Genomic DNA, 14,746 nt, shown 5'->3' with positions numbered 1-14,746 from the left:
GAAAGAGGGGAAAGATGAAGGGGTAGGCGAGAGATGGGAAGATATGAGAGAGCAGGAGATTAAGGGATATCGGGATTTGATGGTTTGGCAGCGGGCAATGGATTTGGTAGTGCGATCGTATGAAGTGACAAAGGGGTTGCCAAAGTCTGAGCAGTATGGGCTGATCAGCCAAATTCAAAGAGCGGCTGTTTCGATTCCGGCAAATATCGCTGAAGGCAAGGGAAGGAGGCATTTAGGCGATTATCTCAGACATTTATCGATTGCTAGAGGATCTTTAATGGAATTGGAAACTCATGTGTTGATTGCAGAACGGCTAAGCTACGTGACTCCGCAGCAAGCGGATGCCGTTCTGAAACTGACTGAAGAAATTAGTCGGTTGCTGAGTAGTCTTCAACAAGCCTTAGAAAAACGAAGATAACCCCACACCCCACACCCCACACCTCACACCTCACACCCCACACCATGTTTTACCTAATCATCTATGATTTGCCGGATAGTAAGGCGGCGAATAAGCGGCGGACTCGGCTGCATAAGTTGTTGTCGGGATATGGGACTTGGACGCAGTACAGCGTGTTTGAGTGTTTTTTGACGGCAGTGCAGTTTGCGAAGCTTCAGGTGCAGGTGGAGAAGTTGATCAAGTCAGATGAGGATGCGGTGAGGATTTATGTGCTGGATGCGGGGGCGGTGAAAAGGACGATCGCGTATGGGTCGGAAAAGCCGCGTCAAGTTTCAGCGATCGTTCTATAATGACGGAAGATTTTGGCAAACCGAAGCGGGGGCGAAAACCCTGGGAGGTTCGCCAAATCGCTAGAACCAAGACAACTCAATAGTTTTCACGATCTAAAAAATCGCCATCATTGTAGAATAAAGGCTGGGATCACGGTTTCAGATGACCTTTGCCAAAATTGGTTCTACAGCCCTTGTTCAGTAAGGGTTCTAGGTGGCGCGCGATCAGAACCTTTAATCCCGGCAACGGGACTGAAACACATGACGATCGTGCAAAAAGTTGCCAAACAACTGACGATCAGAACCTTTAATCCCGGCAACGGGACTGAAACGCATTAGTGCTAACGCTCTTTTAATCAATAATTCCAGTCGATCAGAACCTTTAATCCCGGCAACGGGACTGAAACGAAGTTTCATAGAGTTGATTCCAAAGTTGAAAGATGACGATCAGAACCTTTAATCCCGGCAACGGGACTGAAACTATCCTCAGAAAACCTCGTGTCATCCCTGCTTTGACGATCAGAACCTTTAATCCCGGCAACGGGACTGAAACTTATCTAATGACCCGGGAACATAAACGATACAATTACGATCAGAACCTTTAATCCCGGCAACGGGACTGAAACTAAACCTTCAAGATTAGTAGCCGCTCTTACCAGGTTGCCGATCAGAACCTTTAATCCCGGCAACGGGACTGAAACGTCCCCGTGACATATCGTAAGACTGATCCCACGATCGATCAGAACCTTTAATCCCGGCAACGGGACTGAAACCTACCCTACACTCTACTTCTCTTCCTATTGCGACTGCCGATCAGAACCTTTAATCCTGGCAACGAGACTGAAACCGCTCTCTAAGCGTAAAACGATCGCTATAGATCAAATCACCAAACTCCGATCGCAAAAGCAAGTCTCAGGACATAATCCAGGCTTTCCTAATCTGCCTGATCCAACACTCGGATGTGTAGAACCTCATTGCTTATTAGTGGTTCAGTCTGAGACTTCGACACTACTGATGGAAGCCCGATCGTAACTTCTTCCGAATATCTCTCCACCTTTGCCCGAACAAGTTGCGAACTTCGTCGGTGATAGAGTTGCATTACACAATAGACTGCGATCGCATCCAGAAGAACAAAGGAAGCGATCGCAGGATAGAGCAGTCTTTCAAACGAAGCCTAAAGCTAGAAGTGATGCAAACCAGAATCCAGGATTGGAGGAAAAGTTAGCTCAACTCAGTGAATTAGGCACTTGTTCTGTCTTTCCATCTGAATCAGGAACAGAGCCAGATTGCAGCAAATTTAGAATTTGATCGAGCTTCTTGCTCAACTGATCATTCTCAGTTTCTAAACCCTGAATGCGATCGAGCAGACGTTTAGTATCCGTTGGAGTCGTATCGGTTGCGGCTTTCCGCAGATCTTGACCAAACCCCATCAAGGCTGGACGTTCGATGTAAGTCACGCGGTGCATCACTCGCCAAGCAGGATTCGGCTTACCAGACTGTACCTGCCGTAAAGCGCGGGCTTCCTCATCATTGCCTTGGAGCCACTCTGGATCGACGACCTGACTGAAGAAATGCTCGAAATGCTTCTTTTCTTTTTCTAGGTAGAAGCTCATGAAGCGATAGCGATCGACCTTCTCGCCTGGAACAATTGGATTGTCCTTGTAGTCCGTGATGCCCATCCGCTCTACGCCACTGAGATCCACCGCCAACGACATCCCCCGGCTGCGACTTTCCGTTTTGGTCATCGTTTGAGTCAGATTGAAGGTTGCTTGTGCAGTCAACTCTCCACCGACCCCTAGCACCTTAAACCCACCGGTGCCCCCGATCGCGCCTTCTAGAGTGAATGATCCGCCAATCGTATGTTCGACTGTGCTTGCAAACTGTTGAGACTCGGTGCGTAAGCCGCCATCCGCATCCCAAACATAGGTATTAACGATATTGCGCTTCCCTGCTTTAAGTTGAATCGCTGCCATCTTCTGCTGCCAACTCGCCAGTCCACTCCTGGCTTGGACAAGTTTCTCAGAATCGGCAATTCTCGACCTCACAGCACTCCGTTGCTCTTTATTGTCTTTTTCGGACACATCGACATCGACCTGTCTGCTCAGCGAGGTTTCGTCTACTAGATTACTATTGAAGTTCCAGAAGTAGGATTCACGCTCGGCATCTTGTTGCTCGATCGCTCGTTTCAAGTCATAGGCTTCTTTGATCCGATAGTAGCTCGCAGGGTACAGCGAACCATACTGATTCCGCATTTGGGGCACATGACGGAAAAAGCGATCGCTGGTCGCCTGCATCCCGGTCATGCCATCCAAACTGCCATTCATTGTATAGGCAGGATTCATCATGAAGGTGATGGTATTGATATCCGGTTCAATCCCTTCGACGGGTTGCAGTTGATAGCCGATCATTTTTTTACTGCTGGCAAGTCGTGTGATGTAAACATCTGCAATCCCAGAAATCACCAGGGCATAGCCTACGTTTTTAGGAATAAAGCGGGTTCCTAATTGTTCAAATTTCGGAGTGAGTTCTGGCATTCCGCGCAATTCTAACTTGTCGCTCATCGTACTAGAATTGCTCGCTGAAACCGAACTGCTGTTGAGGAAGTTTCCACGCATTGACAGATCCGCGACAAATCCTTGACGAATTTCCATCGCCTTTTGCGTTTCTACAACGGCACCCGCCATCACGGTTTGGTCAACCCCAATGAACAGGGAAGAGGTTGCTCCAAATCCTGCTTCTTGGTTTCGATTCCAGCGATAGGCAACATCTTCAGCAAAGCTGAGTTCGACTGAAGTTGCGCCGTTGTAGTCAAAACTGACGGTGAGATTTTCGCTCGGAACTGGAGGAGCGCCTTCGATGTAGCCAAGCAAGGTCGGTTTAAATTGAGCATTGCCGACCCAGTGCAGTTCCAGTGACTCAATTCGTTGGTTGCTAAGTAATGAAACTCCGCCAGGAACGATCGTGCCAAAAAACCGTCGCAGCATGGCTGATTTTTGTCCAGTGACGGGATCGATGCCCTGAGTGGCGTATTCTGTACAAATCACAGCATCGACCTGATTGAAGCGCCAATATTTCTGTAAGCCCGGTTCTTTTCCCGATAGCCGCCGCCACATATTGGCTTGAATGTCGGATTTCGACAAGGCACGATTCCAAATACTTACTTCAGAAATTTCGCCCTGGAAGAATCGCTCAGTTCCTCCACTCTTAGCCCCGATCGTCCAGTTCGCATTGACTGGAATTGCACCCTTGCGAGCAGGCGTACTCTTCAAGACCTCGCCATTACGATAGAGTGTCCAGTTCGTTCCATCGTAAACGCCAGCGAGATGAACCCAAGTAAAGAGATCCTCTGCATTGATTGAAGCAGCAGCGCTATAGGGTTGACCATCCCAGCTTCCGACCTCATATTGTCCATTCAAAATGCGAAGCGAGATTTCAGCATCTGGACTGCGGGTAAAGCCACGAGCCACAATGTTTTGAACTCCTGCTGTGCTAAAAGGTCTGATCCAAGCTGAGAGAGTGATAGGTTCACTGGAGTTGGGTTGTGGAGCATTGCCCAAATCTACAAAATCGGTTTTACCATCAAACACCTTTGCCTGGTTTCCTAGAGAACCGATCGGTGCTGCACAAGGAAACCAACTCACAGCACCTGACACAGTTCCATCCTGTTTTCGCGGTGAACGATCGGAAATATTCTGAACAGTTCCACTGCTTCCGTCACTCATCGGATAGTAGGCAAGTAAGCCGGGTTCATTGCCACTGAGAACTGTTTTGCTGTTGATTTCCACTTCGTCCGCGTCTAATGCAATTTGCCAGACTCGCACTTCCGCCAGCTTGCCGAAGGGTTGGTTTCCTCTCGGATGATTGCCAATGTGCGTAATCAAGCTAATCGAAGTATCGCTGTTACTTTTGAAGGTGACATGCTGTAGTTTCTTTTCCAACTCCTGAATCTCTTGCTTTGCAGTGGCATCGGACTTTCCCTTGAGGGTAGCGATGCGATCGCTAATCGGAGTGCGGGTATCTCCGACACGCTGACCATCGAGATAAAATATCGTCGTGGGTTCTTCTCCTGCCGTCGTCACAACCGCGAGATGATGCCAACCGAGTGCGAGTTGCTTTAGAGAATAGTCACAGTTAAAGAAACCATTGTCGCTGCGGATGCCTAGTTGTTTCCCTTGGTTGACCACAATTTGAAACTGATCGTTTCCGACCAAAGTATTCCATTCTCTAGTCACCAACTTCTGATCAGGTAACTCGATCGCAGGCAACGGGTAAGCGAACCAAGCTTCAACCGTCCAGCAATCTCTCACACTAATCCCTGTGGATTGGTTCAATGTTAGAACACTGTTCGCCTGTGAGAAATTTAGACAGGTGCGCAGAGCATCTGGGAGCCATTTGCTGTCGGTGGCATCGTAGCGAGTTTGACGAATTTTGCCTTGAACATCTAAGTAAGACATCTGGACATGCCCGGTGCAGGAATCGATCGCGCTTAACCGCCCTTGCGATCGAATAAACTCCAGAAACGCTCCCGTTGTCACTAGATCGCGGCTATCTTTGTAGATAGGATTCATCTCCACAGAATCCCTTTTGATATTCTGCAAGAACGTTGTCGTTTGAGAACCGATCGCCGTTTGCGTGGTCTCAATCGATCGCTTTAATTCACCGATGCGGCGCTTCCATGTCTCTTTCTGGTTGGTGTCAATGCTATTTAAAGCATTCAACTCAGCAAGGCGTTGTTTCGCCTGATCTAACTGCTGCTGTTTACGAAACACGTCGTCTTCAGCGAGGTCAATCTTGTCATTTGCGCGTAGACCGCTACCATCAGGCTCAACGACCTTCACTAAAAGCCACTGCTCATTCTCTTTACTTCTGAAGGTGTCGAAACCCACCACACTGTATTCAGTACCCTTGTCCTGACCGAGACTCCGTTGCTGCCAACGACAAAAAATCTGGTAGTAGCCATCGCTTTGCTTGACAAATCGCCATTGCTGATTCTCCCGTTCGTGATGCTCGGTGTGACCATAAACGATATTGCTGCCATCGGTTCGCATATCTAGAATGCGGTTTTCGTAAGCTGACACGATCGTGTAATACGGCTCTCCATTGAACGTGTCCACATACTCAAACCTGAACTGGTAGTTGCTGTAAACCTTACTGTTCGCGATTCCAGAATCATAGCCATGAATCAGGTTTTTCGTGTCGGTGTAAATTCTGGCTGCACCGCTGAGTCGGCTGCGACAACGTAACCGACACCAGTAGTTGAGCGGATTTTCAGAGATTTCTGAAAGGCGTGCTTTTAATGTGGCTAGTTCATTCGTGAGCGTTGTAATCGTCTGATTCTGATCTGTAATTTGCTTCGTTAGCCCTCCTCCCTCAAGTAGGTTGAGCTTCGCCACCAGTTCCAGCCATTCAGCGGTGAGCTTTGCTTCTTCCTGTTCTAAGGGAGCAAGTTTTAGCACCAGATTTTCTAGAGTTTGAGTGTCCTTGCCTAATACCTCTAGCTTCAGAGGTTCTGTGCCGTCGCCGCAGCGTTCCTCTGTAATCGTATTGGACAACAATCGAATGCGATGTTTGCGGATTTCTAGCTTTGACCACTCTCCTTTGATGTTGTCGATCTCGAACGATCGCAGCATCGTCACACCAGGCGGAATCATAAACCTTGCAGAAGCTCGATACCAACCGTCTGAAAGCTTCTTAAATTGAGTATCAGCATTCTTATTTTCTCGCTCGATCGGTGTTCGCTCTTTGCTGCTGCGACTGCGCTGCCCCCAATGGTTCAACTGGAACACCGGATGATTTTGACCATCGACATTATTCGGGGCTAGAGGCTGATTTGGGATGATCTTGAACTCAAATTCCTCCTCATAGGTGGCGCATTGGGTTACGGCAAAGAGTTCACTGTTGCTGTATTTTGCTGCATTGATCGAATCGCCTTTGAGTTTACGATTCAATGTGACTGCACTAACATAGGCGTTCTCGCTGACTACGCCATCATTGCCATAGACTGAGAAATCTGTGACTCGTCTTTCTTCGCCCTCTGCGGGAGCTTCGCTGTTGACGGAGGCGATCGCACCCAATCGCCAATATCCTGCCAAATCCAACTCTTTCCCCGTCAAGAGCAGGTGCATCGTATTTTTGATCTCTTGCGAAGAACGTGCCCTCTGCCAAAGTTGCACCTCTGCTATTTTCCCTTGAAAAGCTGCTGTGCTTGCGCCTAGAACGAACTCCGTTGACCAGGGCTGAGTTTTGTTAACCGGGAGAGGCTCAGGACTTCTACCCACTTCTGTGCCGTTCTTACACAAGGTTAGAGTGACTTTCTCCTGGACATAAGAGAGAATCCCTGCATAATGCACCCACTCATTCTTTTCCGGTGCAGGACAAGTCACAGTCACAGTGTTGCCCATCCACTTGCAGCTAAACTTCAGTTGATTTGCTTCAAGCACCATTGCCACCGATTGATCCTTGCGCCCTAAAATGAACTGCGAACCTCCCTCCGGCAGGACTGGGAAAATCCAGGCTGAGAAGGTTTCCCCAAAAGACTTTTCGGCGGGCGTTTTCAGCTTCAGGGTTGGGAAGGTGATGCAATCGCTGCTTCCAAAAGTCACGCCGCGCCGTTTTACTGACTGCATTTTCAGGTTAACGACTTCACCGGGTTGCCATTGGGTATCGATCGTAAAAGATGCAGCATTTAATTTCGCTACAGAATAGATGCCGTCATACGATTCAGTTCCAGTAATTTGAACTTCATCACTAGACGTTAAACCGTGATTCGGGCAGGTCACGCGCAGCTTCCCGTCAGACAGTTGAAAGCGAGTAATGATGCCATCAAAGTTGACGACTTCCTCGTCGGGCAGCACTTCCCAGCGTCCTACCGATTCATTCGGTGGATCGACTTCAAATGTATTGGCATCGATTGTTCTGCCAACTTTATAGTGACCGTTATAGCCTGTCGTTCCTTCAATTTTGATTTCAGTCCCAATGTTGACGGTTGATTTTGCTTCTGGAATGACATCAAGTTGCTGAGCGGTTGTACTGCGTGCGATCGCGCTAATTTTTCCTTGAGGCAAAGGATTGTTACCGATCGCTTTGATATTATCAAGGGTGTCCACTGGCAGCAAAACATCTTCCGTTTTCTGCAAGATAGATTTTGGTTCGGACTTAGCAATTTGCGAGAGCGTTCCATCTTGAGCGATCGAGAAATTAATGGCTGCGGCATAGCCTCGCTCGGTCGGCATCACCAGCATAATTTTAGCCGCCTGTTTTAGAAGTGGGGCGTTTTCTGTTGATTCACCTGCTGCTTTACTTTGAGTGTAGTAGAATGTAGCACTCAACCCGTTGCTAAGCTTTGCTCCGACATCGATCGTTTGGCGAATGATGCCACAAACATTTCGCGGTTTAAGAACATCGTTTTTGTCAGGCTCCATGACTGTGTAGTCTTTGACATCAAATCGCCCCTCTTCGGAAGCGCGTAGAGAGATTGCTTCAACTTGCTTCGTCTTCTGGTCGTAAGCAAAGATATGCCAGCGATACTGCTCATGTTCACTCGTTGGCACGAGAACGACCGAAAACCACCCCTGGTCGAGATTTTTGATGAAGCTAATTTCTTGAGTTGGTTCGTAGAAGTACTCGCCGTTTGCATTCCGAAAATCTAACGTATCGAGCGAGTCTTGGTCTTGAGCGTTCGAGCTTTGCAGGGGTTGATATTTCTGACGACTGCGCTTAAACCGCACCTCATATTTGCGAATCAATTCATTCTTCATGCCATCGAGTACAAAGCGATCGACAAGAAGAGTATTGGTAATAGACTGCCGAAAAACGTAAAGGTGCCCCAAACCGGAAACCAATTGAACGGGTGCGATCGCAGTTTGGTCTCGCGTCTGATAGCGCGAGCGGATAAGTCGAATAAGCTGCCCGTCCTTGTTCTTGATCGCGAGTTCCTGCTGCTCTTTTGCTTCAACAGAGCAATCAGCGGTCTTCTCGTCTGTAAACGTGCATTTAGTGGGCGGTTCGTTTGGAAAGTCTAAAATCTGCCAATTTTCCCAATCCATCTGAGTCTTGCGAGAGTTCTCCTCAAAGCCATCCTGCCGCACCGTGTAGTAAACTTTGCCATCAGTAGCCGTCCCGAAGACTACGACTTTGCCTTCATGAGCAATACTGTTGATGTGGCACAGATTATCTTTCTGTAAAAGCATCGGATCAATCCTCAAAAAGTAAGATGGTTTTCCTCTAAGTGCGGAATCGCTTAACCACGTCTAGATCAGCGATTAGAGTTTGCTGTCTGTCGTCGTTGGATGCCGCTAGAAGTAGATGCGGGCAGGATTGAAAAGTTATGCAGGGGAAGTTTTCGGCTAGGCTTCTATTGGGCAGAAATGCAGGAGGAGGGGAATGGCACGATCGCGTCAATTTGTAAGACTGAGTAGCAGTGTGACTTCTGCAACGCAAATTAGCTTGGCACTTGGGTTATGTTTATCGTTCGGGGCTGCCTCTGTTGCCCATTCTCCACAAGTGAATCCGCCTGTCGAGCGATCGCAGTCTGTTGATCAACGGGTGCAGCAGGGACGCATCTCTTACCAGGCGGGGCAGTATGTTCAAGCGATCGCAGACTGGAAACAAGCTGAAATAGAATATGATGCCAAAAGCAATCGCGCCAATCAAGCCTTGATTTTGAGCTACCTTGCCTTAGCGCACAAGCAAATCGGTTCTCTAAGCGAAGCCTCTGAATCCATTGCAAAAAGCTTAAAACTTCTAGTAGGCACATCTCACCCTCGGATTTTGGCACAAGTTTTAAATACGCAAGGGGAAATTCAATTCACTCAGGGACAGGTCGAAGCGGCACTGACAACCTGGAAACAAGCGACAGCACTTTATACGCAACTGGGTGAGGACACGCCAAAGATTGGCAGTTTGCTCAATCAAGTCCAGGCACAGCAGGCTTTAGGATTACTATTGCAAGCGAGACAAACCTTAGCAGAAGTCGAACGGTTGCTGCAACGACAGTCTAATTCACGGTTGAAAGCGATCGCATTAAGAAGTCTAGGGGATAGCTGGCTCCGGGTCGGGAACGCGGCGCGATCGCGGCAATTTTTAGAGCAAAGTTTGAAGCTGTCCGATGTAGAAGCTGACGCAACGCTGTTGAGTCTAGGCAATGCCGCACGATCGCAGCAGGACACGACAGCAGCCTTGGCATTCTATCAGCGATCGAATCAACCCCAGGCGTTACTGAATCGATTTAGCCTGCTAGTCGAAATGGGGCAGCGAGAACAAAGTAAAGCCTTGATTCCTGAAATTCAATCCAGGTTATCCACTTTACCTTTGAGTCGATCGACGGTTTATGCTCGGATTAATTTTTCTCAAAGCTTGATCAAACTTGATTCCGTAGCCGCTGCTCAAACGTTAGCGATCGCACTCCAAGAAGCCCGAAAATTAGGCGACAGGCGGGCTGAAACGTATGCGCTAGGGTATCTGGGTCAAGTCTATGAACAAACACAGCAGCAATCAGAAGCACAAAAGCTGACCGAACAAGCATTAATGACTGCCCAAACGATTCAAGCCCCAGAGATTTCTTATCAATGGCAGTGGCAACTTGGACGACTGCTCAGGGCACAAGGACAAACTCAGGCAGCAACTCAGAGCTATCGTTTAGCGTTTCAGTCCTTGCAGTCGATTCGATCTGATTTAGCAGCATCGAATCCTGATTTACAATTCTCGTTTCGGGAGCGTGTAGAGCCAGTGTATCGAGAATATGTAGAGGTATTGCTGAGTTCGCCCACTCCCGCACAAGAGAACCTGAAACAAGCGCGTCAAGTAATTGAATCACTGCGGTTGGCAGAACTCGATAACTTTTTCCGAACCGCTTGTTTAGCAGGAAAGATTGTCGAGATTGATTCACTCAAAACACAGACTCAAGCAGCCGTTGTTTACCCGATTATTTTACCCGATCGCATTGATATCATTCTTAGCCTTCCAGAACAACCACTACGTCACTATACAGTTCAGGTTGCACAATCTGAGCTAGAAACAACTTTAGAAGAACTGCGACAGAATTTAGAAAAACCAATCACTACACCGCAGGGCAAGCAACTGGGTAAGAAGGTCTATGATTGGCTGATTCAACCCATTGCAGCCGAGCTAGAACAGCAGAAAACCAACACGCTTGTATTTGTCCTGGATGGAGCTTTGCGAAATGTGCCGATCGCGGCTCTCCATGATGGACAACGCTACTTAATTGAGCGCTACAGCGTTGCTTTATCTCCTGGGTTGCAATTGCTCAATCCTCAACCGATTCAGAATCAGAAATTACAAGCGATCGCGGCTGGATTAACCCAAGAACGTCACGGTTTTAGTGCTTTGACAAATGTAGCTTCAGAACTCAAAGAACTGCAAGCCGAAGTTCCGAGTCAGATTTTGCTCAATCAAGCCTTTACCAGCGCAAAATTGCGAGAACAAATACAGGCGTTACCGTTTCCGATCGTGCATTTAGCAACTCATGGACAATTTAGCTCTAACGCCGATGAAACGTTCATATTAGCTTGGGATAAGCCGATTAAAGTGAATGAACTAAGTTTGTTATTGCGCGATCGCGAAGACCTACAAAGCCAAGCGATCGAACTCTTAGTTCTAAGTGCCTGCGAAACGGCTGAGGGCGATAAACGAGCAGCATTAGGATTGGCAGGCGTGGCAGTGCAAGCTGGGGCGCGGAGTACTCTAGCTTCATTGTGGAGCTTAGATGATCAATCGGGAGCGCGATTTATTGGGCAGTTCTACCGCGAATTAGCGAAAGATAAAGTCTCAAAGGCAGAAGCACTCAGACAAGCGCAACTATCTTTACTTCGCGACCCCAATTTCCGTCATCCCAGGTATTGGGCACCTTATGTCTTATTAGGGAACTGGCTGTAACACAGGACAATCATTCAATGCACGATCGAGATTCGCAACGAGCGCCACTGTTCCATCCGATTGTTTGACCCAGCCTTGTGCTTCGACGATTTCAGGATGGTTCGCTTGACGCTGATCAATCAGTTCCCAATCTTGCCAAATTGTTTCTGTAGTGAGTGGATCAGCAGGACTAGGAGACAGCCCGCCTCGTCCTTGATTGACAAAGCGAGCCGTGCGACTACTCGTTTGACAGCCTTGAGCGATCGAGGGAGAACTGAAGCGGATCAGAAGTTCGCCGATGCTCTGAACGGGATTGAGTGCCAGGTTATTGATGCTCACAGTTCCATCAATGCCAAATTGGGAACTTGCCGTGATTTTACTCAGATTGGTTTGCCGATCGCCCAACTCAAACCCATAGATACCCTGCGTCGCGATCGCAATGTTGCCGCCGTTCCCCCGAAACGCATTGGCTGTGATGCTACTGTTTTCGCTTGGAACCGCTAAGACAAAACCAGACGCAATGTTGATGTTGCCGCCATTCCCGCCTCCCTGTGCCAGTCCAGCAGTGGTAGAAATCGAACCGCCCCGCCTGAGCAGCAAGACATTCTCTAAATTGAACGACAAATTACCCCCCGTCCCTGAAGCGGATTCTGCCGTAATGCGACCTTGATCAAGCCGCAGCGAATTCGCGCTGATCGCTAAATTGCCCGTTTCCCCGTCACTTGTGCTGCTCACTCCAATTTGAGCGCGATCGCGAATCACGAATTGATTCGTTTTGAGACGAATCGTTCCAGCATTACCGGGTCCATCAGTGCTGGCAAACAGTCCACTCGTTTGTTCCACGAGATCGCCCTGCTCATTAAACACCTGTTGCGTTCCAGAAAGCTCGATCGCGGCATTCGCCACAACGTTCAAATCACCCGCTCTACCAATCCCCGATGTACTCGTACTCAGTCGAGAGCCTCGCGCCAGCGTCAACTCATTGGTAGAGACCGTAATGTTGCCACCATTGCCTTGTGCAAACGTCCCATCTCCGACCGGACGCACTTCCGTTGAAATGCCGCTTTCGTCGAGGACGATGCGATCGCGACCCCGAAGCTGAACGCTGCCTGCATTGCCGCGTCCAAATGTGAGTGCTTCAATCGTGCCGTCGGTGAACGTCAGCGAATTTGCTGTGATCGAGACATTACCGCCCGTTCCTTGTGCATCCGTCACTGTGCTCACAATATCTCCGGTCGAGGTGAATGTTTCACTGGCGATGATGATGTTACCTGCACTGCCACCTTGTCCAAGATTAAACGTTTGCAGGGTGGCTCTTTTCTTGAGATCGACTGAACGCGCCGTAATGTTGATGTCATTGCCGCTGCCGCTACTATCTAGCCCGACGACACTACTCATTCGACCGCCATCGATCAACACGGTATCTTGAGCCGCGATCGTAATTTTGCCTGCATTCCCTTGCCCCCCTGTAGACGCATTCACAAAGGCTTCGCCTAAAAAGGATTCAAATTCAGTGGCGGTGCCTGCACCCAAAGTGAACGAACCCGCTTTGATTGTAATATCTCCCGCATTCCCGACAGAATTGAACTCCACTTGGCTTGCAATGTTACTGTCAGTTAAAACCATCGCGTCGCGCACCGCAATCGCAATGTCGCCTCCATTCCCCTGTCCACGGTTAAACGTTTGCAGGGAGGCTCCTTGCTTGAGATCGACTGAACCCGCCGTGATGTTGATGTCGTTGCTGTTGCCGCTGCTATCTATCCCGATGACACTACTAATCCGACCGCCATCCATCAACACGGCATCCTGAGCCACGATCGTAATTTTGCCTGAGTCTCCCTGCCCCTGCGTAGACGCATCCACAAAAGCTTCGCCTCGAACGCCCTGCTCTTCAGAGAAGCTGAATCGATCGACCAAAGTGAACGAACCCGTTTCGATCGTAATATCTCCCGCATTCCCCACAGCACCCGACCCTACTTGGCTTGCAATGCTACTGCCATCTAAGACCATCGCGTCACGCACCTGAATCGCGATGTCGCCTCCATTGCCCTGACCGTCTATATTCGTTGAGATCAACGAATTGTCAGTGATCGACAGCGATCCAGCGTTCAATCGAATATCGCCGCCCTTGCCAACCGCAGTCGAGAGAATGCCGTTCGATATACTACTACTATTTAGCGAGAGGCGATCTGTGGCACTTAGAATGATGTTGCCTGCTACCGCATTCGGAGTGGCTTGCAACCCCAGTCCGGCTACCAATCTACTATCTTGCAGCGAAATGTTTTGCCCGGTTATCTCAATCTGCCCGCCCGGAGACTCAAGATAGGCATCCTCCAGCGAGACATCGCCACCGAGCAGCGCTAACCTTTGATTCGGCTGAACCTTCAGCGTTGCCCCCTGCACTTCAATCGCTCCGGTGCCACGATATTGAAGTCCAATCGGTGCAGAAATGGTGAGCAACGGGGGCGCTTGTGGAGTCGTAGCACTAAATTCACCATTGTCAAAGATTAAACGGTCTGCTGTGCTTACTACAAATGAGCCACTGATATCAAGGCGTGCATTGGGTCCAAAGAAAATGCCATTGGGATTGATTAAAAACAGATTGGCAGATCCGAGAACGCCCAAAGTGCCGAAAATCTGCGATCGCGTTCCTCCAATGACGCGTGCAAAAATGCGATCGACTCCCGTAGGATTCGCAAAGTCGATCCGCTGTCCGTCGCTGATATTAAAGTCTGAAAAACTGTGAAATAAGTTTGCGCCGCGTTGTGCTCCTCCCCCAATGATGTTGGCGGGTGAGAGCGTGGTTCGTTCAGTTCCCAGTGAAGCATCAGGGGTAATTTGTGCCACTGCGGGAAGTCTGAGCCAGCCGAGAATGGTAGCAATACAACACAGACTGAGAAGCGATTTAAGCATAGCAATGAGCACGACAACAGGTGATTGAAACTCTAACTTAATCTTTTCTGAGTGAGTAGAGAAGTGCAAGAAATTGCTCAGTGCGATCGAGGATTGAGGCTCAAATTAATTTCTATGTAACAAGACTGCAATCTTTTTCTCCTGGAGTGCATAGACTTTTAAGATCGCCCGCAGGTACGAGTAAGCAGCGGATTCCTAGAAAGGCAACCGCCCTGAATCACTTACTCGATAAATG

General features: G+C 48.8%; 5 protein-coding genes and 1 CRISPR repeat array. Of the genes, 3 read left to right on the top strand and 2 right to left on the bottom strand.

Annotated features, from left to right (window positions below; all coding sequences use genetic code 11):
• Positions 1-43: 43 nt before the first annotated feature.
• Positions 44-418 (top strand): four helix bundle protein, encoded by a 375-nt coding sequence (locus NIES2104_RS03760; protein ID WP_058995879.1) that lies wholly within the window; start codon positions 44-46, stop codon positions 416-418.
• Positions 419-462: 44 nt separating this feature from the next.
• Complete coding sequence (gene cas2, locus NIES2104_RS03755; RefSeq protein WP_058995877.1) at positions 463-747, top strand: CRISPR-associated endonuclease Cas2; 285 nt, start codon at positions 463-465, stop codon at positions 745-747.
• 201 nt (positions 748-948) lie between these two features.
• A CRISPR array of direct repeats spans positions 949-1,573; the repeat unit is 37 nt; unit sequence CGATCAGAACCTTTAATCCCGGCAACGGGACTGAAAC.
• A 379-nt stretch (positions 1,574-1,952) separates the two neighbouring features.
• On the opposite strand, the gene NIES2104_RS03750 is transcribed toward cas2, so the two are convergent.
• Positions 1,953-8,915, bottom strand: coding sequence for a LamG-like jellyroll fold domain-containing protein (locus NIES2104_RS03750; RefSeq protein WP_058995875.1), 6,963 nt, complete (start codon positions 8,913-8,915; stop codon positions 1,953-1,955).
• Between the two features lie 193 nt (positions 8,916-9,108).
• On the opposite strand from NIES2104_RS03750, the gene NIES2104_RS03745 reads away from it, so the two are divergent.
• Positions 9,109-11,619 carry a CHAT domain-containing protein gene (locus NIES2104_RS03745; RefSeq protein WP_058995873.1) on the top strand — a complete coding sequence of 837 codons (2,511 nt, stop codon included), beginning with the start codon at positions 9,109-9,111 and terminating at the stop codon, positions 11,617-11,619.
• Here NIES2104_RS03745 and NIES2104_RS03740 read toward each other — a convergent pair.
• Positions 11,602-14,511, bottom strand: coding sequence for a filamentous hemagglutinin N-terminal domain-containing protein (locus NIES2104_RS03740; protein ID WP_058995871.1), 2,910 nt, complete (start codon positions 14,509-14,511; stop codon positions 11,602-11,604). The genes NIES2104_RS03745 and NIES2104_RS03740 overlap by 18 nt on opposite strands.
• Between the last annotated feature and the right edge of the window lie 235 nt (positions 14,512-14,746).

This window comes from Leptolyngbya sp. NIES-2104 (assembly GCF_001485215.1).
Lineage (GTDB): Bacteria > Cyanobacteriota > Cyanobacteriia > Leptolyngbyales > Leptolyngbyaceae > Leptolyngbya.
The sequence above is the reverse complement of the archived record's forward strand: the minus strand, read 5'-3'. Positions and strand labels throughout refer to the sequence as shown.

What these genes read in the sequence shown, in the direction of transcription:
- NIES2104_RS03760 (WP_058995879.1), top strand. Translation starts at nt 44, where the DNA reads ATGAGAGAGCAGGAGATTAAGGGATATCGGGATTTGATGGTTTGGCAG.
- cas2 (WP_058995877.1), top strand. Translation starts at nt 463, where the DNA reads ATGTTTTACCTAATCATCTATGATTTGCCGGATAGTAAGGCGGCGAAT.
- NIES2104_RS03750 (WP_058995875.1), bottom strand. Translation starts at nt 8,915, where the DNA reads ATGCTTTTACAGAAAGATAATCTGTGCCACATCAACAGTATTGCTCAT.
- NIES2104_RS03745 (WP_058995873.1), top strand. Translation starts at nt 9,109, where the DNA reads ATGGCACGATCGCGTCAATTTGTAAGACTGAGTAGCAGTGTGACTTCT.
- NIES2104_RS03740 (WP_058995871.1), bottom strand. Translation starts at nt 14,511, where the DNA reads ATGCTTAAATCGCTTCTCAGTCTGTGTTGTATTGCTACCATTCTCGGC.